The organism is Noviherbaspirillum pedocola (genome assembly GCF_016632335.1).
GTDB classification, from domain to species: Bacteria; Pseudomonadota; Gammaproteobacteria; order Burkholderiales; family Burkholderiaceae_D; genus Noviherbaspirillum_A; species Noviherbaspirillum_A pedocola.
In genome coordinates this window covers 105,351-129,502 of the sequence record NZ_JAEPBG010000004.1, presented here as the reverse complement: position 1 = coordinate 129,502, position 24,152 = coordinate 105,351, and the positions used below count along the sequence as shown (strand labels likewise).

General features: G+C 58.9%; 25 protein-coding genes. 10 read left to right on the top strand and 15 right to left on the bottom strand.

Annotated features, from left to right (window positions below; translation table 11 throughout):
- Positions 1-197: 197 nt before the first annotated feature.
- The 7 genes from JJB74_RS11555 to JJB74_RS11525 all read right to left on the bottom strand — a co-directional run bounded on the left by JJB74_RS11555 (position 198) and on the right by JJB74_RS11525 (position 6,611).
- Entirely contained in the window at positions 198-1,751 is a 1,554-nt protein-coding gene (locus JJB74_RS11555) for an AAA family ATPase (protein WP_200592024.1), read from the bottom strand.
- 1 nt (position 1,752) lies between these two features.
- Positions 1,753-2,316, bottom strand: a complete 564-nt coding sequence (locus JJB74_RS11550; RefSeq protein ID WP_200592023.1) for a hypothetical protein — start codon at positions 2,314-2,316, stop codon at positions 1,753-1,755.
- On the bottom strand, positions 2,313-2,504 hold the full coding sequence (locus JJB74_RS11545) for a hypothetical protein (RefSeq protein ID WP_200592022.1): 192 nt from the start codon (positions 2,502-2,504) through the stop codon (positions 2,313-2,315). The genes JJB74_RS11550 and JJB74_RS11545 overlap by 4 nt, the downstream gene beginning before the upstream one ends.
- 18 nt (positions 2,505-2,522) lie before the next feature.
- On the bottom strand, positions 2,523-4,244 hold the full coding sequence (locus JJB74_RS11540; protein ID WP_200592021.1) for a hypothetical protein: 1,722 nt from the start codon (positions 4,242-4,244) through the stop codon (positions 2,523-2,525).
- 2 nt (positions 4,245-4,246) lie between these two features.
- A complete protein-coding gene (locus tag JJB74_RS11535; RefSeq protein WP_200592020.1) occupies positions 4,247-4,726 on the bottom strand; it encodes a hypothetical protein in 480 nt (159 codons plus the stop codon).
- A gap of 116 nt (positions 4,727-4,842) precedes the next feature.
- Positions 4,843-5,976 (bottom strand): lysozyme inhibitor LprI family protein, encoded by a 1,134-nt coding sequence (locus tag JJB74_RS11530; RefSeq protein ID WP_200592019.1) that lies wholly within the window; start codon positions 5,974-5,976, stop codon positions 4,843-4,845.
- 398 nt (positions 5,977-6,374) lie between these two features.
- Positions 6,375-6,611: a hypothetical protein gene (locus JJB74_RS11525; protein WP_200592018.1), complete on the bottom strand. Its 237-nt coding sequence runs from the start codon at positions 6,609-6,611 to the stop codon at positions 6,375-6,377.
- Positions 6,612-6,824: 213 nt separating this feature from the next.
- On the opposite strand from JJB74_RS11525, the gene JJB74_RS11520 reads away from it, so the two are divergent.
- Entirely contained in the window at positions 6,825-7,736 is a 912-nt protein-coding gene (locus JJB74_RS11520; protein WP_325170121.1) for a 5'-nucleotidase, read from the top strand.
- A gap of 19 nt (positions 7,737-7,755) precedes the next feature.
- Here the strand turns inward: JJB74_RS11520 and JJB74_RS11515 are convergent, their stop codons facing one another.
- Both JJB74_RS11515 and JJB74_RS11510 read right to left on the bottom strand, forming a co-directional pair.
- Positions 7,756-8,268: a YqiA/YcfP family alpha/beta fold hydrolase gene (locus JJB74_RS11515; RefSeq protein WP_200592017.1), complete on the bottom strand. Its 513-nt coding sequence runs from the start codon at positions 8,266-8,268 to the stop codon at positions 7,756-7,758.
- A 49-nt stretch (positions 8,269-8,317) separates the two neighbouring features.
- Positions 8,318-8,518 (bottom strand): hypothetical protein, encoded by a 201-nt coding sequence (locus JJB74_RS11510; RefSeq protein WP_200592016.1) that lies wholly within the window; start codon positions 8,516-8,518, stop codon positions 8,318-8,320.
- A 200-nt stretch (positions 8,519-8,718) separates the two neighbouring features.
- Between JJB74_RS11510 and JJB74_RS11505 the strand changes: the two genes are divergently transcribed.
- The 8 genes from JJB74_RS11505 to JJB74_RS11470 all read left to right on the top strand — a co-directional run bounded on the left by JJB74_RS11505 (position 8,719) and on the right by JJB74_RS11470 (position 16,980).
- Positions 8,719-10,884 (top strand): AAA family ATPase, encoded by a 2,166-nt coding sequence (locus tag JJB74_RS11505; RefSeq protein ID WP_200592015.1) that lies wholly within the window; start codon positions 8,719-8,721, stop codon positions 10,882-10,884.
- A 52-nt stretch (positions 10,885-10,936) separates the two neighbouring features.
- Positions 10,937-11,341 (top strand): hypothetical protein, encoded by a 405-nt coding sequence (locus tag JJB74_RS11500; RefSeq protein WP_200592014.1) that lies wholly within the window; start codon positions 10,937-10,939, stop codon positions 11,339-11,341.
- A gap of 196 nt (positions 11,342-11,537) precedes the next feature.
- Entirely contained in the window at positions 11,538-12,140 is a 603-nt protein-coding gene (locus JJB74_RS11495; protein ID WP_200592013.1) for a hypothetical protein, read from the top strand.
- Between the two features lie 172 nt (positions 12,141-12,312).
- Positions 12,313-13,323, top strand: coding sequence for a helix-turn-helix transcriptional regulator (locus JJB74_RS11490; protein ID WP_200592012.1), 1,011 nt, complete (start codon positions 12,313-12,315; stop codon positions 13,321-13,323).
- Between the two features lie 171 nt (positions 13,324-13,494).
- Positions 13,495-13,848, top strand: coding sequence for a hypothetical protein (locus tag JJB74_RS11485; RefSeq protein ID WP_200592011.1), 354 nt, complete (start codon positions 13,495-13,497; stop codon positions 13,846-13,848).
- A 15-nt stretch (positions 13,849-13,863) separates the two neighbouring features.
- Positions 13,864-14,715: an SIR2 family NAD-dependent protein deacylase gene (locus JJB74_RS11480; RefSeq protein ID WP_200592010.1), complete on the top strand. Its 852-nt coding sequence runs from the start codon at positions 13,864-13,866 to the stop codon at positions 14,713-14,715.
- Positions 14,716-14,746: 31 nt separating this feature from the next.
- Positions 14,747-15,961: an ankyrin repeat domain-containing protein gene (locus JJB74_RS11475; protein ID WP_200592009.1), complete on the top strand. Its 1,215-nt coding sequence runs from the start codon at positions 14,747-14,749 to the stop codon at positions 15,959-15,961.
- A 17-nt stretch (positions 15,962-15,978) separates the two neighbouring features.
- Positions 15,979-16,980: a putative molybdenum carrier protein gene (locus JJB74_RS11470; protein ID WP_234484116.1), complete on the top strand. Its 1,002-nt coding sequence runs from the start codon at positions 15,979-15,981 to the stop codon at positions 16,978-16,980.
- A 226-nt stretch (positions 16,981-17,206) separates the two neighbouring features.
- Here JJB74_RS11470 and JJB74_RS11465 read toward each other — a convergent pair whose 3' ends face one another.
- From JJB74_RS11465 to JJB74_RS11440, 6 genes are all read right to left on the bottom strand, one after another.
- Positions 17,207-18,388, bottom strand: a complete 1,182-nt coding sequence (locus JJB74_RS11465; RefSeq protein ID WP_200592007.1) for a PDDEXK-like family protein — start codon at positions 18,386-18,388, stop codon at positions 17,207-17,209.
- Between the two features lie 3 nt (positions 18,389-18,391).
- Positions 18,392-18,529, bottom strand: a complete 138-nt coding sequence (locus tag JJB74_RS11460; protein WP_200592006.1) for a hypothetical protein — start codon at positions 18,527-18,529, stop codon at positions 18,392-18,394.
- A 439-nt stretch (positions 18,530-18,968) separates the two neighbouring features.
- On the bottom strand, positions 18,969-19,229 hold the full coding sequence (locus JJB74_RS34170) for an NADPH-dependent FMN reductase (protein ID WP_407672339.1): 261 nt from the start codon (positions 19,227-19,229) through the stop codon (positions 18,969-18,971).
- Positions 19,230-19,239: 10 nt separating this feature from the next.
- Positions 19,240-19,617, bottom strand: a complete 378-nt coding sequence (locus JJB74_RS11450; RefSeq protein WP_200592004.1) for a DoxX family protein — start codon at positions 19,615-19,617, stop codon at positions 19,240-19,242.
- Positions 19,618-19,774: 157 nt separating this feature from the next.
- Positions 19,775-19,951, bottom strand: a complete 177-nt coding sequence (locus tag JJB74_RS11445) for a tryptophan 7-halogenase (RefSeq protein ID WP_200592003.1) — start codon at positions 19,949-19,951, stop codon at positions 19,775-19,777.
- A gap of 17 nt (positions 19,952-19,968) precedes the next feature.
- Complete coding sequence (locus JJB74_RS11440; protein WP_200592002.1) at positions 19,969-21,084, bottom strand: L-dopachrome tautomerase-related protein; 1,116 nt, start codon at positions 21,082-21,084, stop codon at positions 19,969-19,971.
- Between the two features lie 353 nt (positions 21,085-21,437).
- Here JJB74_RS11440 and JJB74_RS11435 point away from each other — a divergent pair, with 353 nt between their 5' ends.
- Positions 21,438-23,978 (top strand): excinuclease ABC subunit UvrA, encoded by a 2,541-nt coding sequence (locus JJB74_RS11435; protein WP_200592001.1) that lies wholly within the window; start codon positions 21,438-21,440, stop codon positions 23,976-23,978.
- Positions 23,979-24,152 lie beyond the last annotated feature (174 nt).

Here is a 24,152-nt window from a genome sequence, read left to right as displayed (position 1 = left end):
TGAGGGGGGTATCAGCCAGGCACAAGTTTCTATCCTGGCTGTTGTGGCAAAGGGATCGGGGCATCATCTGCCGTGTCGGAAAACTCCCCTGCGGCAGAACAGCCCCTGCCCTTTATGCACCCGGACCATGCTGCTTCGCCTTGGGCTCGGCCTTTTGGAGCCGAACGACGGGTATGGATGCCTGGAGAATGGCTGGATCAAACGAGAACAGAACGGCGCGCCCGCGATGGCTGCGCGCCGCCTCCGATGGGTTGTCCCGACGCGGGCACGGCACGTTCCCGTCCCCACGCCCGTATGCCATCGATCTGTTCAGGACTTGTCTTTGAGAGCGGCACGACGTTCTGGAAGCTCCGAACAAACAACGCATCGGAAACTTTGTCATCACCAAACAGGTAAGCCTCCTTCACAACCTCGCGCACGGCCGATTCGAGATCGGAACCGGCGAAACCATCCGATATCTCGATCAGATTGTCCATGAGCGCCGTGGAAATCGAGCTCTTCAGTCCACGCTGCACATAAATCTCGATAATCTCCCGTCGCTCTGCGGGTGTCGGCAAGTCGACGAAGAACAATTCATCGAACCGGCCACGTCGCAGCAGTTCAGGCGGCAGCTTGGAAACATCATTGGCAGTGGCGACAACGAAGACGCGGGAGCGCGCTTCCTGGAGCCAGTACAGGAACTGTCCGACCAGGCGGGTCGATGTACCGCCATCATTGCCTCCCTGCGTGGCGCCGGCCAGACCCTTTTCAATTTCATCGATCCACAGCACGCAAGGCGCAACGTGATCAGCGGTCGAAAGCGCATCCTTGAGCCGTCCTTCGCTCTGCCCGAGATACTGCCCATGGATCGTGGACAGGTCCAGGCGATAAAGCGGCAGATTCCAATTCTGTGCAATAGCCTTCGCGGACAGGGACTTGCCGCAGCCCGGCACGCCGACCAGCAACACGCCTCGCGGCGGCCGGATACCTCGCTCGCGCAAATCCGCAGTCAGCAGCGGCTTTTCCCTTTCCAGCCACGCCTTCAATCCCCCCAGACCGCCTACATTCAACTCGGACCCACGCACCACTACCCTTTCGATTCCTGAGATATCGGCAAAGATGCGATCCTTGGCATGCATCAGCTCACTGATGTCGTCCTTGTGGATACCCCCTTTCGCAAGAAGAGTCGCGATGATGTTTTCCGCTTCCAGTCGTGAGATGCCAGCGAGAACAGCCGCTGCTCGTCGTTCGTCGGCATCGTCCCATTCAATGGGAAACTGGCCGCGGTAAGCGCCCACTTGTTCCCTGATGATCGCGAGCATCTCATCCTCGTTCGGCGACGACAACACAAGCGACATGCCCAGGCGCTGCAGCTGTCCCCAGACCGGTTTCGTGGTAACGACCACCAGCACGCCGCCGTGCTCGGCTGCCAGCATCACGGCGTCCTGCAGCTGACGCGCAAAGGGTGTGTCGTCTTCGATATCGGCGACTTCGGTCAACACGAAAGTCAGATTCTGTCGCTGACCGATCTGCTGGCTTGCGAAATCCACGGCGCCGACTACGGAGCGGTCATCGTTGATCGGGCGGCTCGAGACCAGTTCCTTCATACCCTGCGACAGCGTATGCACATACACCGGAGCATTCAGGCTGTTCGCCACATCGCGAAAGATATCCAGTACACGCGACCGCTCGGCGCTACGAACAGAGATGAACGGGATCCTTGCCTTGAGATATCGGATCAGCGTGTTTTTAAACTCAATGGTGTCGCTCATGTCAGATAAGAATATTGCGGCGGCGTCCCGGAACTCCGTTCGATCCGGGATGCGGGGTTGTCGTAGAGGTGGAAGTGGATGCAGCTTGCCCGGTCACGGCATCCGAGGCGTCATATCGCAAAATGCTGTTGTTCCGGATCAGGCTTGCCGTACGGCCGCTACGGTCAAGCGCGGCGCTGTCTTCCAATGCCTGCTGAGACCGCGTGGCATAGCTTTTTAATTCCTGGCACAGATGGTCTCGTAACAATGCGGGGAATGCGGGAAGCGTCGCCACCCGGTGTAACAGCGCCAGCGTTCTCCTGCTGTTGAGAAGTGCGCGAACAAGTGTTGTCTCGCCGCCTCCAGCACGAAGTTCTCTGGTCATCTGATCATTGCAGCGCTGCAAGCGAACGTTGAAGACAGCGCTGATCCGATCCGAAAACAGATTCGCAACACCACTGGTCCATCCCAGCCTTCCGTGTTCCATTGCACTCACCACGCCTGCGTCGTCCAGCCCCTCTTCAAGAAGATCAAGGCATTTGCTCCATTGCGCGTAGGTTTCCGGCGGGAGTCCAATGCCAGTCATTTCACACGCCGAATGAATTGGGTTCCTGGCAGCAGATCCCATTCCGGAAAAGCTGCGGCAAGTGCATCCGCAGGGTGGGCGACGTCTTTGGTCGCAGAAGGCTTGATGGGAACTTCCAGACGCGCCTGTTCAGGCAGGCCTGGCTGATGAAGTTCTGATGCGTTGCCACTTAATATCTCGCGAGTCATAGTGCTTTCCTTTCGATGTCATGCAGTAGGCTGTGCCATCACCTGGCGCACATTGTCATGCGACGACAAGACGTATTGCTGCGGCGTGATGCCATCCAGCAGTTTGGTGACTTCGTGGGACAGTGCGTCGCGCTTGAGGAAATCACGGCGCAGTTCGACGACTTCCGCCAATGCGGCTCGCAGTATTTGTACTGACTGCTCCTTGAGCTTGGCAAAATCCTCGGCCACTTTCTGGCGAGCCTTTGCGATTCCCGACTTGGCGGAAAAAAACCATATCACTGCGCCTGCGCCTAACAGGATCATCAGCCAGTTCATTGAGGGCAGGCCCAGGACTATCAACAAGGCGCCGATAGTCAGTCCGGCCCAGTGTTTGATGTCCAACTTCATACTGGCAATGGTCTCTTCCTTCTTCTGCTCGATGTGGTTCTCCAGGTCGGGTATCAGCGCACTTTCGTTGTCGCCATCTCGAGTCTGGCCCTTCCACCCTTCAATCTCCAGGTCCACGTCGACTGGGACTGCAGCGCGTATGCTGGCGGTGAGGTCCAAGTGCGCATCACGAATCCAGTTCTTCGACAGAGCGATCGCAAAACGCTGCGTCGCTTTTGATGCTTTGGACGCCTCCGGATGCATGGCCGCGTTCGTCAGCAACTGTGTGAAGCTCACCTGTTCATCCAGGGCCTTGCTTTCAAGAGCGTAACGGTTCGCTGCGGCAGTACGATTTCCACCTTCATCAATGATCAGCTGACACAGTCTTTCATCGCGACGCAGAGGCAGTTCTTCGTCGTCAAAATTCTTTACCAGTTTGTCGAGCAAGTCGTCGACGGCGGCCTGAATGTTCGGCGAAGGGGGAATCGCGCCCTTGAATACCTGAGAGAAGTAGCTGTGCACAATCGCATGCATTGCGGCGCCGTTCAGGACGTCGTTGAGCATTGGCCAGGTTGGACTGTATTTGCTCAGATATCCATACCGGTCATTGTCAGCGCTCGGTATTTTCGAGCGTAGTGCGGTATTCCACTGCGTACGTTGTTCATCGACGAAGCCAGCGCGCTGCGATAGCTCCTCGATCCAGGCTTCGATCCGCTCTGCGCACCGGCTTCGTACTTCAGGGCCGAATACGCCGCTTGCAAGCGCATCCACGAGCACGACTGTCTGCCTGTCAAGCTGCGTGGGATCCTGCATTCCGAAATATCGGTCCAGCCATGTTGCGCATGCCGAACCGCGCGCTGCACGGCGGGTGACCAGGGAAAAGAACAGGGAGGTCTTTTCATCGTCACGCCGGAGGGCCTCGGAAAGCGCCTTGGTGGCGAGGCCTTGATTGTCGTTGAGCCAGGCCGCGAGAGCGACGAGCGCAGGAGCGAGCCAGTATCGCGGCGTGGACAGCATCAGCTCTTCAGTTGCCGATGTGATCGTCTCCTTCCTGACGATGCTGACGTCAGCCGCCTGCAGGATACCGGTCGCTTGGCGCCGCACCTCCGCGTAATAGCCGAACTTCGTTTCGAGCTCCTGGCGGATCTTTACTTGTCTTGTTTCGGCAAGCTGCAGCTCTTTCGCTTTCATGTCAGCGGCAATGAAGTCCCTGACAAGCTGCTCAAGCTGCTGCAATTCCGACCTGGTCGTAGATACCTGCTGGCCCACCCCTTCGACCTGGTCGGAAACAGTCGAAATATCGCTATGCAACCCGCGCAGGCTGTTATGGATGAATGTGAGATCAGCCAGGTGAATGATGCGTTCAGTGCTCATTTTTATCCTTGTACCAGAGAGGTATCGCCAGCCACCCCAACGGCAATGAGTTTGGTTGAATAGACTTCGATAAAGGCATATCCGGGATGCAGGGCAAGCGCCCGAGCCCGCTCCAGCAGTGGCGGAAGACTTTCCGTGCCTTTGTAATGACGCACAATCTGTCCGCTGCAATCGAGGGTATGGACCTCATACGGCGCGCCAAGATAGCATCGGGCCACGATGCCCAGCGGCTGGTGCTCGATCGCAATCTCAGGCAACTCCTGCTGTATGGCCGCGAGCAGCGCTTCAAGCGCCTGTCTGTCATGCACATGTCCACCGGCATCCAGTTTTGTGATGGCATCGATGTAGGAAGCGGACCGTCTCTGCCGCAATCGTGCATCAATCTCTTGCGTCGACAGCGTTGCTGTTCGCGCATTCGATCGTGCTGACAAAGCCGGCACCACTGATTGCTGCGTCGGCGTGCCGAGTAGTGTGCGTGCCATGAATATCCTTTTGAAATGAGTAAATCGACCGATGCGGCGAACACTGGTCCGAATGCGGATGAAGCGAGCTATGCATGGAACGCCAGGACCTTTTCTCCAGTAAGTCTTACGATTGCTTACCTGAAGGTGAGATAGCGTTTGAAGGAGGTGAACTCGCCACGTCGGCACATCCACCCTGAAAGAGCAATAAAGGATCCCGTGGCTGCGGCTACCAGTGCGGCACGTTCGCGCGCCTCACGTCTTTCCCTGGCTTCAAAACTCGCGACTCTCTCACCCTTCCTTCTGGTCGTACCGGAGGGAAAAAGGAGGATCGCCATCAGTACGTAGTAGAGGCTGATAATCGTAAGCTTGGTAATCAGCGCCATAGGGAAGTAGATCGATACGCCGTTGTGGCGGAAGGTATGGACAAAGATCAACCCTGCCGCGAATACCAGAACAGCCATTGCCGCCACGAGGGCGGATTTGTCCTGCATCTCGAAGAATTTCGCTCCGCCGTAGACCGCGAATGCAATGAGAGGGGTTAGCGCTGTCACGGAGGCGTCCGTGTAATCCGAATAGATCGTCAATTTTCCCTGCGCGTGCAGGTACATCGACAGCGCAGCGATCAGAAGCAAACCTGCGCCTGCCACCTTCAGGGTCAGCGTAGATAATCCGTTCGGCGAAGACAGCGCCGCGTCATCGCCTGGGGCACCATCATCAGCCGCCGCCGGGGAGCTTTGCACCTGATTCGACGTTTCTGAGCCAGCTTGTTCATCCAAGGAGCCGGATTGGGTTGGTGCAGCAGACAAGGGAGATTGCTGGTCCTTTCCTGACGGCTGATTCTCAGCTTCTCCTGCAGCGGAAGCTGACATATCCATAGGCACAGCAGCCAGGTTCTCGATCGAAGCGTCAGGCCGGTCTGAGCGTTCAGCCATCGCATCTGCGTTACCTGGTGCCCTTCCAGCACTTGAGGCGCTCCCTGAAATCTGCGCTATGCGCCGCGTATATACGGCCAAGAGGCATTCCTTGTCCTGGCATCCTCCTTTTACATCTGCGTTCCACCGGCGCTGTGCGGATCGAAGCGCAGCCGGGTCCGCAGAATCCGCGAGCGCCTGCTGATAAGTAGCGTGTAGCTGTTCATCCAGACTCGAGAGCTCCAGATCGCTACAGATGATCTGTTCCACCGAGGTCGATGCCTTCGCACAATCAAAGCTCGCTGCATGGGCTGTCATGCAAAGCAGCCAACCGAATAAGAACGGGAGAATTTTCACGGAATTCCATTGATATCGAGATATCTCGATGCAGAAAAGCAATATGGCAAAGCGTAAATGTTTTATTGCAGGATCGCAACTATTTTGTTCTAAAAGTTATGACATTTTCGCGTTGACGAAAGGGCGCAAGCCTTTCTTCCCACATGAGCGTTCAGCCAAGCGACTCCGGATGCCGAAGCAGCACCATCCCTTGACGATGGAGGGGATGAGAAACCGAAGCAGAATTTTCCGACCTGGCTCTTTGACTGTATGTTCGATCAGTTGCTCAAGCAGCACTCGAAACGGTTGGAGAGATGAATGGTCAGCATGGCGGGCAGGCTTGAGACTTTGGTAACGCACAGGGCAGGATGCACGTAGCACCGCCTCACGGCGCACGGTTGGCAAGCGCGGGAAACATTCTAGGAATCATATCGTTTTCCATTATGCAATATAAATTGCTCTGATGAAATACTTTCCGTCGTCGAGCCTTTCGCTGCTTTCGCCGTTTTCCGCAGACTGCGTTTTTTTGCACGAACGCGTTGCGCCAGTTCTTCAAGGCGCGGGTCGTCCTTGTCGGTAGCCGCCTGGCCGGAACGATGCCGAGGTGCGATGACTTTTTTCAGAAAGCGCCCGAATGCAGCGGTGTCCTTATCCATCCGTTTTCTCCTGCTTCCCCATCCGGTCCGATGCGCCGGAAGCTGGGACCATCATCCTGGGGCGAGCAGGCGACGCGCCGTGTCGCATGGCAAGCGCGAGCCGCTTCTCGAGCAACACGACAAAAGCTGTCGCCAGCTTCCGGACAATGCACAGCCACGGATGAGCCCCCGTCGTCGTCGCGCGGCTCAGTCCTTCACAACAGGGAAGGCGGTATGAAAGAGATGGAATCCTGCGAAAAACTGGTGATCGCGGTCGCGTCCAGCGCGCTGTTCGATCTGCGCGAAAGCCACCGGGTATTTGAGACAGAAGGAGAAGATGCCTATGCGCGCCACCAGCGCGCGCACGAAGCGGAAGCCTTCGCGCCCGGGCCGGCTTTCCATCTGGTGCGCAAGTTGCTGGCATTGAATGATGCACGCCCCGCTCAAGTCGAAGTCATTCTGCTGTCGCGCAACAGCGCCGACACGAGCCTGCGGATTTTCCATTCGCTCAGGCACCATGCGCTCGGGATTAGCCGCGCCGCCTTCACGCGGGGCGCGCCTCCTTACCGCTATGCGGCAGCCTTCGGCGCCCATCTGTTTCTATCGACCGATCCCGGTGATGTCCGGATGGCGCTCCACGCAGGCATTGCGGCCGCGACGGTGCTCGGCCCCCTGCTTGGCCTGTCCGCAGACGAGATCGTGCGCATCGCTTTCGATGGCGATGCCGTGCTGTTCTCCGATGAAGCCGAGCGGGTGTTTGCCGAGTCGGGGCTGGACGCGTTCACCCGCAGCGAAATCGCCGCGCGGCATATTCCGCTGCCCGGCGGACCGTTTCAGCCTTTCCTCGCGCGCCTGCACCGGATCCAGGCGCAATACAGTGCCCACGCCTGCCCGATCCGCACCGCTCTGGTGACAGCACGTTGCGCGCCGGCGCATGAGCGCGTGGTGCGCACGCTGCGCTTCTGGGACATCCGCATTGACGAAGCCCTGTTCCTGGGCGGCATGGACAAGGGACCGTTCCTGAAAAGCTTTGGCGCCGATATCTTTTTCGATGACCAGCAGCGTAACTGCGACGCGGCAGCCGGCTATGTACAGGCCGCGCATGTTCCCTACGGCGTGAAGAACGCCGCGGCCGCAAACGCCTGAGCTGCCGCCGGCGAGCGCGTCAATGCGCCTGCAGCAGGCGCTGCAGGAATGATTCGAACCAGCCGCAGAGCAACGGTATGCAGTCGTTCAGCCGGTGGTCGCTCTCTACCAGATGCAGCGTGCATTGGTGCTCGCGCGCGAACCGGATCGAATTCTCATACGGGATGACTGCGTCGTTCCAGCCATGGACGATCTCGACATGCCTGCCGCTTACGGCCGGATCCTGAGTCGGATAGCCCGGCATGTGCAGTGCTGGCGCCAGAAGGAAGAGTCCCTTGGCGTCGAGGCGCGTGCACGCCTCGGCTGCCACCCAGCCCCCCATGCTCGAGCCGACCAGCAACAGCTCGCCTGTCCGGGAGACGCAGGCACCGAGGAGCCGTGCCAGGCGCTCTTCGGGATCCTGCGTGAAGGAATAATCCAGGCTCTCGACCTGACAGCCGAGGCGGCGGCCCACCTCGGCCAGCGCCTTGATCTTGCCGCCCCAGGGACCGCTTTCCTTGCCGTGCACAAAGTGAATCAGTGGTGCTGCCATGCATGTCTCCCGAGGCAAGTCATTCGAGGCTTTCGCTGATCGCATGCCATCAGCGGCAGGCGATCAGCGATGCCAGCTGATTGCCATACCCTACCCTATGGAAATGCGCATCCTTTGTGACATTCGTCCTGGGATCGTAGTAGCCGACCGTATGGAAGCGGGCATCCTTGCCGGTCTGCTTTCCATCGCTGGCGGTATCGATATAGCCGATCACCCTGAAATGCTCATCCTTCAATGTCTGCCTGTGCAAAGCTGTCTCCCCGAGTTTGTTGTGCAAGCCATCGCGCTTGCCGGATCGCGGCGCCGATGTCGCCGCCTCGTCAACTATAGGCTGTCGCGCGACAGATCCTGTCGCATAGGCTGCGGCCGGCCCGGACGGCAAATCAGGCAACGACAAGTTCTGTCGCCAGGCGGATGCAAGATGGCGGCATGTTCAACGATGCTGACCCCATGACTACCAACTCTCTTGCGCTTTCCCCTGCCTTGTGCGACCCGGCGACCATCCGCACACTGCTCGCCATTTACCGGTTGTGCCGCGACCAGCCGGGCAGCCTCTATGAGCATCATCTCGACGACATCGGCTTCGTGATTCATCCGCTCGCCGTGCTGGTGCGGCAGCGTCTGGAGGGAGACGAAGCAGCCAGGCCCGAGTGGGCGGTTCGACTCGATGCAGCCAGCGCCGTCGGTGGAACTGCCTATTACGAGTGGCTGGGCAGAAACCTGTCATGGCCTGAGCCGCAGACGGCGCCGCTGTACGAAAGGATGTATGCCGAGCTCCTGTTCTTCGAAGCGCGAGACCCGTTTCCGATGCAGTCCAACGTGCGCCACCTTCAGGAAAGCTTTGCGCTGACCGAGGCGGAGACGCGCATCCTGCTCCTTGCAGCCTGTCTCGACCACTCCGTGTTCGCCTTCCGCTACCTTCGTCTTGAGCGCCCGGTGAGCAAGGTCCACCGTGCCATCGCGGCAGCTATCGATATGCCGTTGGAGCCGGTCATTGCCGCATTGAAGGAAAGTGGCGCGCTGATGCAGAGCGGACTGTTCGAGAACCTGGCGGATGGCACGACTGCACTGCGCGATCTGCTCGAGCTGTCTCGGTTTGGCCAGCGCGTCTTCACGCTGCCGCATGCCAGGCGCGCCGACTTGTTCGATGCGCTGCTGGAGCCGTTGCCGGCCCCGGCTGATGCGCAAGCGCTGCAATGGCCGGCGCTGGCTGCACAGCAGCGTACGGTGCAAGCTGTTCTTGAGACCGCTCTGGCGCATGCGGAGGCTGGCGTCAATATCCTGCTGTATGGCCCCCCTGGCACGGGGAAAACCGAGTTCGCCAAGCAGCTGGCGCTTTCCATCGGCTGCCGCGCCTATGAAGTCGCGTGCCGCGACGGCGCTGAAGCGTCGCGTGGACAAAGGCTGTGCAGTCTGCGTACGGCGCAGTCCCTGCTGGGCAATGCACAATCCGCGCTGCTGGTTCTGGACGAGGCGGAAGATGTGTTCCTGGACCAGGGCCAATCCGGCGCAGCGGCGCCGCGGATCGGCAGCAAGGCGTGGATGAACCGGCTCCTGGAAACGAACCCGCATCCGGTGATCTGGATCACGAACAGCATTGCCGAGATTGACCAGGCATATCGCCGCCGCTTCACGTTCTGCATCCGCTTTGATGTGCCGGAGCTGGCCGTGCGACGCCAGATCGCGCAACGACATCTGCAACCGCTCGGGGTCAGCGAGGCCACGATCGACCGTATTGCGCGGCGAAGCGGCCTGTCGCCGGCGCTGATCGCGTCCAGCGCCAAAGTGGCGCATCTGGCCGCCGGAAAGGCCGGGACGCATGAGGAAGTCGCGCTGTGCTACCTCGATAGCCAGGGCGAGATGATGCGTGCCCGGGCAATGCGCAGGACGCCGCACATCGTCACGCGCTTCGATACTGCCTATCTGCAGATTGGCGGACGGTTTACCCCGGAGCAGATTATTGACGCCATCGCGCGCCATGGCCGGGGGACAGCGTTGATGAGCGGCCCGCCGGGCACCGGCAAGACCCAGCTGGCGAGCAGGATCGCCGAGCGCCTGGAACGTGAACTGCTCTATTACTCGGCATCGGACGTGAACAGCAAATGGTTCGGTGAATCGGAACAGCAGGTTGCGGAAATGTTTACCTCGTGCGATCCGGAGCGGCAGATGGTTTTTCTGGACGAGGCGGAAACCCTGCTGAGCGACCGCGCCAGCGCGATGCACCGCGCATCGGAAGCGGTCACTGCGGAATTTCTGCGCCAGCTCGAATCTTTCGACGGGGTGTTTTTGTGCGCGACGAACCATGGCAGGTCGATCGACAGCGCGCTGATGCGCCGCTTCGTGTTCCGGCTCGAATTCAAGCCATTGTCCTGCGCGCAGCGGGAGCAAATGCTCAGAGAACTGATCGACTGGCCCGTTCAGCAGGAGCTGCCGCGCTCAGCGATGCGGGAGTTGGAGTCGCTCGAAGGTCTCACGCCCGGCGACTTTGCCAATGTCAAAAAGCGCTTTGCGCTGCTCGGGCTGCAGGCAGAGCTCGACGCCTGGCTGATTGAACTGCGGCAGGAATGGGAAGCGAAACCCGATGATGCGCAAGGCAGGGCGATTGGTTTCGTTTGAAGAATGCGGCGATGACGCCAGCCAGCTACCAGTAATCAAACGGAGAGACACCATGCCCGCAGTCATTGAACATATCGACGCCATTGCGCGCAGAAAAGGGCGCGACGTGCTGCACGTGATCTTCCATACCAGCCTGTCCCGCGCCTTCGATTGGGAAGCCTGGCCGGCGCGCCGGCGGATCATCGCATGGCTCGACGCGCAGGCGATCGGCTGGACGCCTTGCGGCCATGTCGCAAGCGCGTCATTCATGTGCAGCTATCGCGGCCAGATCTACATCGACGTGCCCTTCGATGAAACCCATCCGGACTACCGGCGCGTGCGCGACTACCTGGAACACCCTGACGGCACCATGGCCATCGACGGCGCCAGGTTCTGCTATTACCCGTTCGATGAAGCGATGAAAAACGCACACCATGACGCGCCAGGATTCTGGGAAAGATGGGCGGAAGAGGTTTAGGTCCGGGGTTGGCGAATGATCAGCATGCGGGTCCGGATCGTTTGCATTGCCCGGTATAATTTCCTGGTAGAAACAAATTCGAGTATGATTTCCCGCTGCTGCAGGTTATCGGACGAAGTGTCTGCATGCGTATTCAGCGTGGAAGCCGGGGGTCGGGGCATCCGGCCCGCGGAATCTCAAGCATCAAGGGGGCAAGATGGCGGTCACAAAAATTACGGAAATCAGCGTATGCCTTGCAAAGCTCTATTTCGCAGTGCTCCTCGAGCATGTGCGGACTGAGCTTGGCAAGGCGGAGGCAGATCGCGACATCACGATCAGGTATGGCGAGCTCGTCAGAAGGACCAAGGAAAAATATCCGGATGCGCCGTATATCGAGGCTGCCATCCCGGTCAATATCGGCAAGCGTCTGCTGGTGGTGGAAATGATTTGCCAACGGCTGAGCCTGCCCAACCTCGCCTGCCTTGCTGTGAATGGCCAGGGTCGTCCGGGGGAGGGATACACGGGCGATTGGGAAGCGGATAAGGCTGCGATACTGGCCTTTGACTGGGATGCGGCCAGTGCGGATGTTCACCATGCATTCGAACTGGAGACAGCGGCTGCCAGAAAACGCGCCCGAACAGAAAGACGCCGGAAGCTCCCCGAGTCAGAGGCACGCGACCTGTATTGGGAAGCCTACAAGGCAGACCGCGCCAGCTATGACGGCAAAGTCGACCTCGAAGGCAAAGAGGCCATGATCAAGCTGCTCATGCGCGGCTTTCCAATCGAAGAAGCCTTCAACGAGGTCGTTGAACAGGAGTGAGGCGGCGTCGCGCGCATAAGCCGGCGTGCTTCCCATTCTCCCTGTATTCAGCATCCCGTGGCGAAGCGGGATGCGACCATCATCCGTTTTACGAAAACTTTTTTGTGGATTGGGCTTATCACAGCAATACGACAAGCCCCGTCGCATACATCCGTGACCACTGCCGAATTCGATGTCGAACACACTGCCCCGCATGATGGCGATGCTGCGCCATATCCCGCGCCATCCGCGCAAGATCGACACCGCGAGTCTGCTGCAGCGCCTGGAGGGCGCAGGCTACCGGATTTCCTTGCGCTCGATCCAGCGCGACCTGAATGAACTATCGGCGATCCTGCCCCTGGTTTCCGACAGCGCGAAACCGCAAGGCTGGTCATGGCAGGCCGAGGCGGAACAGTTCCATCTGCCCTTTCTCGAGCCGCAAGCCGCGCTGACTTTCCACCTGGTGCAGCGCTATCTGCATGCGCTGCTGCCGGAATCGACGCTGAATTACCTCGATCCCTGGTTCCGCACCGCCAACGCCGTGCTCGCGGAGAACGATGGCGGCATGACGCAATGGCCGGACAAGGTACGCGTGCTGCCGCGCGGACTGCGTCTGCAATCGCCGCGCGTCGATCCGGAGGTCCATGCTGCCCTGTACGATGCGTTGCTTGACGAGCGGCAGGTCATGGTCCGCTACCTGCAGCGCCAGGCGACGGAGCCGAAGGAATATCTTGTTCATCCGCTCGGCGTCGTAGTCCGGGACAGCGTGATTTACCTGGTATGCACGATGTGGCACTTCAGCGACGTGCGCCAGCTTGCGCTGCACCGGATGCAGTCGGCGACGATTCTGGAGGAAAGGAGCTGCCGCCCTGAAGGTTTCAGCCTGGACGCCTATATTGCCGCCGGGGCATTCGGGTACCCGGAAAGCGGAGAAAGGATTGCCCTCGAAGCCCTGTTCACGCGCAGCGCTGCCGCGCACCTGAGCGAATGCCCATTGTCCAATGACCAGCGAATTGTCCCCGCGGATGGCGACGCGGTGCGTGTCTGCGCCACGGTGCTCGACACGAAGGAACTGCATTGGTGGCTGCTCGGCTTCGGCGACCAGGTCACGGTACTGTCCCCGCCCGCGCTGCGCGACAGGATGCGCGCTACTGCCCTGGCCATGGCGGCACAGTACAGCTCTGCCATTCCTTCCGCCGCCTGAAGCATTCCCGTCATTTCCCGCGCTGGTATGGGCACGGCACACCACTGGCGACAAGCGCTGTCGCCAGTCTTGAGTAAGCTAATGTGCCGCCGGCGTGGCTTTCTCCCGTCCGGCCGGGCCGCGCTCACAGGCGATATTTGACAGGGAAGGATGAAGCAGATGGATCTCGAGATGCAAACACGAAGGCAATTTCTTGCCACCCTCGGCGGCGTTGTCGTTCTGGTGTACGGCTCGGCGCTGTCGCTGCGCGTCACAGGCGAAACGAACGATCCGGAAGTTCAAGGCGAGAGTCCCACGCTCGCCTCCGATCTGGAGCAGGCGAGCGCATGGATCGCCCGGCTCAGGCAGCAGCAGATCCATGTGCTGGCCGGTCCGGTCTCGCGCTTGCAGCGCGAATTCCGGCTCGGCTACGGGCGTGCCTGTGCGCTGGCGCAGTGCCTCGAACAGCATGGCGAATGGAGCCTCTTCGTCGACGGCGCTGGCGCACGCAGCGCCCGCATCCATGGCGTTACGCCGCAGCTCTGAAACCAGGAGGATTCGATGTCATCCCCATCCACTGAAAACAGCATCGCGCGGGCTGCCGCACTGATCAACGACGCCGACGCCCTCGTCATTGCTGCTGGCGCCGGCTTCGGCGTCGACTCCGGCCTGCCCGACTTCCGTGGCACCGAAGGATTCTGGAAAGCCTACCCGGCGCTCGCGAAGAGCGGCATCGCCTTCCAGGACATCGCCTCGCCCGACGCGTTTCATGCGCATGCGCAGCAGGCCTGGGGTTTTTACGGGCACCGGCTTGCGCTGTATCGTCGCACCAGGCCGCACGCCGGGTTCTCACTACTGCGCAAATGGGGCGGCATGAAGCGGCATGGCTATTCCGTTTTTACGAGCAATGTCGACGGACAGTTCGAGGTCGCGGGCTTCGATCCCATGCGGCTCCATGAATGCCACGGATCGATACACCATCTGCAGTGCCTGCAGCCGTGCACCGAAGCGGTGTGGCCGGCCGACGGCGTTGATCCCGTCGTTGATGAAGCCCGATGCGAGCTGACCAGTCCTCTGCCGCGGTGCCCGCACTGCGGCGGGATCGCGCGCCCGAACATCCTGATGTTCGGCGACTGGTCGTGGATCAGCAAGCGCCAGGACCTGCAGGAGACGCGTCAGCAGCGTTGGCTGGCGCAGGTTCGCCAGCCGGTCGTCATCGAACTGGGCGCCGGTACTGCAATTGCCACCGTGCGGCATTTCGCGCATCGCATCGTGCGTCAGCACAATGGCCGGCTGGTGCGCATCAATCCGCGCGAGCCACAGGTCGCGGATCCACGCGACGTTGGCCTGGCCATGGGTGCCCTTGATGCGCTTGGTGCAATCGATGCCGCGCTCGAAAGCATGCAGTCCTAGCTCCCTCACCCACCTTCCTGATAGGACAATCATGAACCTCATTGGCTGGCACCTGCCGCTGGAATCCTGCAAAACGCTGGATGAACTGCGCGCCCATTGGCGCATCCTGTTTCAGGAATACCCGATCAGCTCGGGCGAAGAAAATGCCTACGAAGATGCTGTCCTGTCCTTCCTGGGCCGTTCGACGCTGACGCCGGCGTTGAAGCTTGCTGCAGTGCTTACCGGAGTGAACGGCTTTGATTTCGATGTACGCATTGCGCTGGGTGCGCTGGCTGAGCCGCTCGAAGAGTCGACCGTTCCATGGCCGTTGTCAGTCGAGGACGTGGCAGCGCCAACCGGCCCAGCCATTCCCGTATCGACTGCCGACCCGTGGCTTGCGGGATTCGTCGCGGGGCGGCTGCAGGGTTTGCGCGATACGCTACGGCACGACGGCATCGGAATCGACGACTGGCGTGCAGTCTTCTGGAACAAGTTCCTGCAAATGTCCTGCCGCTGGGCCGACCGCGATGGCGTGGAACTCGCCCTGCGTCATGGCGCTGATCCCCGCAGTGATGCTTGTGCGGCGATCGCGGTGCTAAGCGAAGGCGTCCATGCGTATGGCTTGCGCACCCCGTACTACTTCACCGGCACCTCGCGCAACGCCGACCACATGGCGATCCTGACGCTCCTGCTCGATGCAGGCGTGCAGATCAGCGATATTGAAGTCATAGCGCTGCGTAGCGCCGCTGCCGTCAACAACACGGACATGCTGGCGTTCCTGATCGCACAAGGCGCCGACCTGCATGCCGACGACGATGCAGCCCTCACTGCTGGCGCGACCACCATGGCAGTCGACGCGGTCGAGTGGCTGCTGGCGCAGGGAGCGGACGTGCATGCCGGCGGCGACGCCGCCCTGCTCGCCGCGGTCGGCTCGCTCGATGAAACCATGGTGGAGCTGCTGCTCGCGGCCGGCGCCGATATACACGCCGGGGACGAACTGCCGCTGCGCACCGCATTGAGCGCCTGCCCGGACGACCTGTATGACAGTGATACCGACTTCATCCACCAGCGCGCCGGCATGATCGCGGTGTTGCTGCGAAGGGGTGCATCCCCGGACGCTATGGAAGTGGCAAAGGCGTTGCGTCAGGCGCCTGATGCCCGCGAGCTGATACAGGCATTGCTGGCCGATGCCGACCTTTCCCCGCAGGAGGCGCAGGCGCTTGACCGGCTGGCCACCGCGGCGTTTGGCGACACCGACGCAACTTGATGGATCGGAGAGTCCGATTGGATGATTTGTTCAAGGTCGACAGCGGTTTCCTGCTCATGTCCGGCGGCCAGACAGGCGCTGATCGGGCCGGGCTCGATTGGGCGATAGCGCATGGCATACCGCACGGCGGATGGTGTCCACAGGGGCGCAGGTCCGAAGATGGTCCAATCGCCGCAAGATATTGCCTGGTCGAGACGCCGTCGCGCTCCTACCTTCAGCGTACTGAATGGAATGTGCGCGACAGCGACGCCACGCTGGTGTTCACCTTGGATCCCATTCTGGATGGCGGCTCCAGGCGTACTGCCGTATTTGCGGATAAGCATGGGAAAGCCGGGCTGCATGTGCATCCCGGGATACTGCCGACATCGGTTGTCCACTTCCTTTTCCGCAACCGCGTCACCAAACTGAATATTGTATTGCTGGCAAGCGGGAATCTGCCGCCCCCGGAATCGGCAGCTTTACCGCGCAAACGCTCAGCGCCGCATTGCGGCCAGTGGGTCGGGTTACCGATATCACTCCGCCGGGACAGTGCTCAAAGCGAAAAGTACACAGCCATGACGTTTGATATTCAAGAGCGCTTGATCTACGAAGGGGATAGCTATCTTCTGGACCAGTATCCATTGGAACCATACCTCGCGCTTATGGACAAGCGCCCTTTCACGCCGTGCTGGCCGAACTGTAGCAATGGCTATGTCGCGGAGTGGGAAATATTCCGGGATAGCCTGTTTCTCGTAAAGCTATCGAGCGGGGGAGAACTGCCATTGAACACGCTGTTTGCGACAGCGAGTAGCTCTGTACTGGCAAGCTGGTATAGCGGCGTGTTGCGCTGTTACCGCGGAGAGCATCGCCGCACCGGACCAACGGCGCGAAAGTTTTTCAATGACGAGATATTTCTTGAAATTGAAGATGGTTTGGTGACGCGCAGATGGATATTGGACCTGCGCGATGTCCCCGATCAGACCGATGAGGAAATACGCCAGTCTCTACCGAGTTTTTTGTGGCCGGAAAGGTTCAAATAGCATGCCCTTGGCGAAGATCCAGCGGCATTTTGGCGTCAAGGAAGTCTTCACTCCCGTGGTGGACTCGGGGCAGTCGTGTATGCGAACAGTAAGCTGATGCCTGTCGTACGAGGCCAGCAAAGAACGGCGCGTTCGGCATGGCTACGTGTGTTAAAGGCTGGTCGAGACGAACAGCCTTCCCGTAATTCAGGGCTGCCTTCCGAGAAGCAGGCTCTGTGTTATTGACTTAACGATCCTGGGAAGCAGGACACTGCAGGCACTCTTTCGCCGCAGTTTCCACTTTCTGAATCACATCGTCACCGTCGATTTGCTGCCATAACTTCTCCAGCGAAGCGGCGAAATGTTCGACCCCGGCATCTTCATCCAATTTCACCTTCCTGCTCAGGATCCGTGTAAATACATCGCCTGTCCTTCTGTTCTCTCTCGACTTGAATGCTTTACGCAGTTTTGCAACGAAGGATTCGCGACTAAAATTCTTTTTGCCATCGACAGGCCCGACCTCAAGCTTTAAATGAAGATGTTCCGCATCAGTCGTTAACCAAAATTTTATCGGACAAGACGTTTTCCATTTGCTCAGATCCGCGACATCAAAATTTTCCATATTGGCCCAACTTTTGGGGACAAAGGAGAGAAATTCCTTTCTTAGTTCCAACGCGCTACCCAACGATGGGTGTTTCTCCTGAAACTCGATATAGGCTTGTCCGAGTAATGACTCGCTGCCGTGTTCGTAGATTAAGTCCAAGGCGGTCCGATGCTGCCGGTAGATTCGTTTGCAGGCTTCTATTAGCTCTTTTGAGGCCATAACTCTTTTCTCTATCAGTTTCACATAGTGGTCGATTGCCATTTGCACGGCGGGAGACAACATCCCCGTCTGCTCAAGTTTCCTCAGGCTGCTGGTGATTGCGGAATAGCTCAGTGACGCCCATTCCATATCCTCGCCAACATATCCGTCAGCGGTCAAAAAGCATCCGAAAAATTTGTACTCAGGGTAGAGCTTTTGTGCGTTCTTACGATAATCGATGAGTTGGCCTTCCCGCTCCCCGGCACCAATCTTGTTTTCGATGACGAACAGAAGTTTTAAATCGGGTATCTCGACGGAAATATCGAAATGGTCGCGCTCGCAATATACGCGCGCTTCGGAATAATCTGCGATTGCAAGTTGCAGTTTTGGTATAGGCAATAACGTGTGATTTTCCGCTGCGGCGAAGATGACTGCTTTTAAAAAGCGGTCATCCAGACCATGAGGCTGAGACGGGTCCAACAAATATGCGAGAAACCTCGAGTGCCGTATTTCTTGCCTCGCCATGTTAACCGCTTCGAATATATTGAACTGGCTGGAAAGACTGCTTGTGTGCTCAAAATGCTCCAAGCTTTCCAGAAGTGATAAAAGTTCCGTTTCCAATTCCATGCTTTAACCTTGAATGTGCTCTTTTTCTGGCGTCGTGAACGTAATAATGATTGCGCTGCGACGGTTGAAAACGATTTTTATAGCGCTGACTTCAGGAACTGCCGGCAAATTAAGCACGGCATAGCGTTGGCGCTCGCTCATAACAAATTTTCTTCGGGTTTTCGTTATTCTCGGTGCAATCGTCTCGAAGAAAACAGGAAATTTGGGACGACAATTCAGACGCGGCAAGAGAGAACTGTTGTCACACGGAAATATAGCAGGTACTGTCTATTGTTGCAAAGCCGGTTCGACGGAGTTTGCGACCCGAAACTTTGATTCTCCAAATGCGTGAATAACTTGATTGAGCAAGACCACAGGCTAACCAAGTTCCGGGTCAATATCATGTGCACCATAGCCGTTGATTTCAGCAAACGGTTGTTCAACTCCTTGTATTTCCAACAATTAAGCTTCGTCCGTTGGCTGATTTCGGTTGTAAATGATGTACGACGCATTCAAGCGCTCCGCTTATCGCTGCACGAAATGTCGGTTTCTGCGCAATTTCGCTCTGGTCAATTCCCGATCCGATTACTGGTATGCGGATTCAGGCACCAGGAATAAGGTCCGCTGCCATGGTACGTAAAGTCTCCTTCAGCGCTTTATGCGCGTGATGACACTGATATGAAGGATTGAATACCGAAACGGGCTTGTAAGCAAAGCCAGGATGGCTTAGCAGCCAATCCAAAGTGTTTTTCATCGTTCCGTTTATGCCATGCGCATATTCGGGACTGGCTATAAGAATCGCGTCTGCGCTACTGAGCAGGTCGCGCAACTCTTGCACGGCTCTTGGTAGATTAGTCTCCAGATCAGATCACTCAGCGACGCCGATGCAAACGGCGAGTGCTCCATAGGATGAGCCACAACAGCGCTACCTGCAGCGGTAGGCGCATCCATAGCAACCACATCGATATCCCGAACAACTCCGGCCGCTGCAGCATGTAGATGTTCGCCGGTGTCACTGCTAGCGTAAGCATGAACAGGCCGGCACCGGCGGCCTTTCGTGTCGAAGGAATGATGATTCCGAGCGCACCAGCCAGCTCAAGCACTCCGCTGACCAGTACAGCCGCGCGCGGCCATGGGATCCACGGTGGAACGATACTGACCTCGAGATCGGTCGCGACGAAGTGCATGATGCCGCCGATGAAGAACCACAAGAATACGAAACACAGCCCGATAAGCTGTTTGTTGTCCATCTGGCGCTTCGCCCATGCATATTGCAAACCCGGAAAAACCATTCTTCGCCGTACCTTTCGCACCAGGCTGCTTGTTGGAGGCTCGCATCGAAATGAAGGCATACGCCAGGTTTGCGAGCAGCGGAAGGGCCTCGCTCGGCCACGCGAAGTTGCCGGCTTAGACTGCCGCCTGCGTGATCGAATGGGCACCCGGCGCATGCGGATGGCCATGCTGGCGCATCTTCTGCCAAGCCTGCTCGAAGCTGGCGAGCAGTATATCGCCCGGCAGGCTGCCGAAGGCGTGCATGTAGCGGTTATCCTTCCAGCCCAAGTCGATGAACTCGATGCCGAGCATGCGATTGAGAAGCAGGATCAGCCCAACTCGACTGGCCGCGCATCGATGCGGGTACGGAACAGCACATACGGCTTGTGCCGCAGATCCTGCCCACCGTGATAACGCGCCTGGCGATGCAACTGATTCGCGGTCACGTACAGATAGCCGTCTGCCGCGACCGACATCGTGTCCGGCCAGAGCAGGCGCGGATCGTGCACTACGGTTTCCCACCTGCCGTCCGGCCTGCGGCGCAGCACCGCGTTGTGTTCATAGTCAGTCGCGTAAATGCAGCCTGCGGCATCCGATTCCAGGCCGTCCGAGCCGCCGCCCTTGTTGCCCTCGTCGACCACCGTTGTCGCCACGTCGGCATCGCTCTTCGAGCGGTCTATCAGCGCTTCGGTCGACACGCTATACAAGTTGCGGCTGCCCAGCGGGCAATAGAAGAGGCGCGTCCCATCGGCGCTGATGGCAACGCCGTCGGTGCCCATCGCCGGGCCGGGCTTGACCGTGCCGTCCGGCTGTTGCTGCAGGAACGGCCGTCCCTCGACCACCGGCAGGAACTCGTGTATCTCCAGCGGCTTGGTGGACGGATGGTCATGCAGCCGGCGCCAGCTATCGCCCGAGGCAAGATCGACGACGATGATGCCGGTGGGTCCCTTGGCCGAGGAGTCGGTGATGAAGGCCATGCCTTCGTTGCCTTGCCGCAGATTGAAGCGCACATCGTTAAGGTAGGTGGTGGGCAGAGCGACGTCCGGCGGCAGCAGGATCTTGCGCACTACCTTATCGGCAGCAAGGTCGACACAGACAAGTTTGGGGCCCCCGTATTGCGTCGGCTGGAACATGGGGCTGCCGGTATCGAGGATCCAGAGCCGGTCGGCCGGATCGATCACTACGCTCTGCACCGAGACCAGTGCCGCGGCAGGGTCGTTCGGGTCTGTACGGTTGAATGCCGCATCCGGATAGGCTACCGGCTTGCCTTCGCGCAGTTCAGCGACCGTGAATTGCACATCGTCGCCCCACTTGGGAAAGTTGATGAAGATGCGACCTTGCCGGGAAACCGTTACGCCGGTAGGCATCGCGCCATCGAAGAGTGCGACGGTCTCTAATGCACCGACCGGTTCGTCGGCAAACAATTGCGGGACTGCAGCGACCATGCTCTTTTCCTTATTGCTGAGTGCGGTTTGTCGGATAGAAGCGAACGATGATGTTTTCGACCTTCTTCCTTGGGAAGGTTCCTGTCTATCCGCTCGAAACAGAGCTCTGAAATGTTCCCCTGCCCGCGTTCCATCCGGCAGCAGGACGAGATTCTCTCTCCGCTGGCAGGAACGACTGAAACACCTTACGTGCGCTGCACCACACGGCATATCGAACTATTTCGTGTTTCTCACGGTCACATTAGTGGACATTTTATTAATGGGTAAAGAACGTCCGACAAAGGCCAATGGCTGAACATGGGGCACCTATCCACTTCGAACACTGCGTACAGGCGATCCAACAGGAAAACTAGATGAGCAAAAAAGACGGCTTTGTGCAGATTCGTGGTGCACGCGAACACAATCTGAAAGACGTGCACCTTGAGATTCCCCGTAATGCACTCGTGGTCTTTACCGGCATATCCGGGTCCGGCAAATCTTCGCTGGCTTTCGGCACGCTCTACGCGGAAGCGCAAAGACGTTATCTCGAGTCGGTTTCTCCCTATGCACGCCGCCTGTTCCATCAAATGCCCGTGCCGGAAGTGGACAGCATCGAAGGGCTTCCTCCCGCCATCGCCCTGCAACAGCAGCGGGGGGCGCCGACTACCCGCTCATCGGTCGGCAGCGTCACTACGCTGTCCAATTCGCTACGCATGCTGTACTCGCGCGCCGGCAATTACCCTGAAGGCCAGGAGATCCTGTATGCGGAATCCTTTTCTCCGAATACGCCGGAAGGCGCCTGCCCCACCTGCCATGGGTTGGGACGGGTGTATGAAGTGACGGAGCAATCCATGGTGCCGGACGATCGTCTGACGATCAGGGAACGCGCGATCGCCGCGTGGCCGCCCGCATGGCATGGACAGAATCTGCGCGATATCCTGACGACCCTTGGCTACGACATCGACATACCCTGGCGCAAATTGCCAAAGAAGGACCGCAACTGGATCCTGTTCACCGAGGAACAGCCGGTGGTTCCGGTCTATGCCGGACTGAGCCCAAAGGAAGTGCAGCAGGCGTTGAAGCGAAAGGACACGCCCAGCTATCAGGGCACCTTCACCAGCGCCCGCAAATATGTGCTGGACACCTTTGCCAATACGGAAAGCGCGTCCATGAAAAAGCGGGTTTCCCAGTACATGGTAGGGAAGGAGTGCCCGCTATGCATGGGCAAGCGACTTCGCCCCGAATCGCTTGCCATCAGCTTTGCCGGATACGATATCGCCGAGCTCTCCAGACTACCGTTGAAGCAGCTGGCAACCCTGCTGCATCCCTATGCCCGGGAAAGCGCGCCAGGCTGGGATCAAATGGCAGCAACGCATCCCGAAAAGGCTATCGTCACCCAGCGCATTGCGGCCGACCTCTCTGATCGGCTGTCGGTACTGCTGTCACTGGGGCTGGGGTACCTGACGCTCGAGCGCAGCACACCGACCTTGTCCCCCGGCGAATTGCAGCGGCTGCGGCTTGCAACGCAGGTTCACTCCAATCTCTTTGGCGTGGTGTATGTGCTTGACGAGCCTTCGGCCGGATTGCATCCCGCGGATACCCAGGCGCTGCTGGAAGCGCTGGACCGCTTGAAGCAGGCGGGAAATTCCATGTTTGTCGTCGAACATGCGCTGGGAGTGATCCGTCATGCCGATTGGATTGTCGATGTCGGCCCCGAAGCCGGAGAGCATGGCGGACGCGTTCTGTATAGCGGGCCGCCGCCGGGCCTGTCGCATGTCACGGACTCGCATACCCGACGTTATCTATTCACGGACAACGGGCTTGCCGGGCGTTCGATACGTTCCCCGCGCGGCTGGCTGCAAGTGGAAGGCGTCACGCGTAACAATCTCGCCAACGTCGATGCAGCGTTTCCTTTAGGCGTTCTGACCAGCGTCAGCGGCGTTTCGGGCTCGGGGAAATCCAGCCTGGTGAGCCAGGTGCTGGTCGAGCTGGTATCGCGGGAATTGGGCCAGGAGCTTGTTGCGGAAGCAGACCAGGGCGAATCGATAGAGCATGACATGCCCGCCACGCTGGGTGGCCGCATCACGGCTGGCATGGCCAGCATCGGGCGTCTGGTTACGGTGGATCAGAAGCCCATCGGGCGCACGCCACGCTCGAACCTTGCCACCTACACCGGCCTGTTCGACCATGTCCGCAAGCTTTTCGCTTCCACGCAGGCAGCCAGGACACGCCACTACGACGCCGGGCGGTTTTCATTCAATGTCGCCAAGGGGCGCTGTGGCAACTGCGAGGGCGAAGGCTTTGTCATGGTTGAATTGCTGTTTCTTCCGAGCGTCTATGCGCCGTGCCCGGTCTGCCAGGGAACACGCTTCAATGCCGAGACCCTGGAGATTAGATACAAGAACAAGAACATTGCAGATGTATTGTCCATGACGGTCGATGCCGCTCATGATTTCTTTGTCGATGAGCCCGCGATACAACGTTCTCTGGGCGTGCTGCGTGAAGTCGGTCTCGGTTACCTGCGGCTGGGTCAACCCGCGACCGAACTTTCCGGAGGCGAAGCGCAACGCATCAAGCTGGCAACTGAACTGCAACGTACCACGCGAGGCAATACACTCTACATCCTGGATGAGCCGACGACCGGGCTGCATCCGTCGGATGTCGACAAGCTGATCTTTCAGCTCGACAAGCTGGTTCAATCAGGCAATACCGTTATCGTCGTCGAACATGACATGCGCATGCTGGCAGCAAGCGACTGGGTAATCGATATCGGGCCGGGCGCAGGTGATGAAGGAGGCAGGATTGTTGCGTCAGGTACGCCTGCGGAGATCGTGCATGACAAAGCCAGCCGCACCGCTCCCTTCCTGAAGGAATTCATGCCTGTTCCATGCGAGGAAGAAGGCATACATCGATGAACTCCCTTGCGTCGGTCCGCTCTTGGCCCATGATGGTCGGCTCTGGCTGCACTTCCGGCTTCTATTCGAGGCGTTCTCTCATCCTGATTTTTTTCGCCACGGCGCTGGCTCAGCGCGCAGCAGCGCCCGGATCGGCGGTTTCCAGGGCGAGCCAGATCTCATTGCGGCGCATGA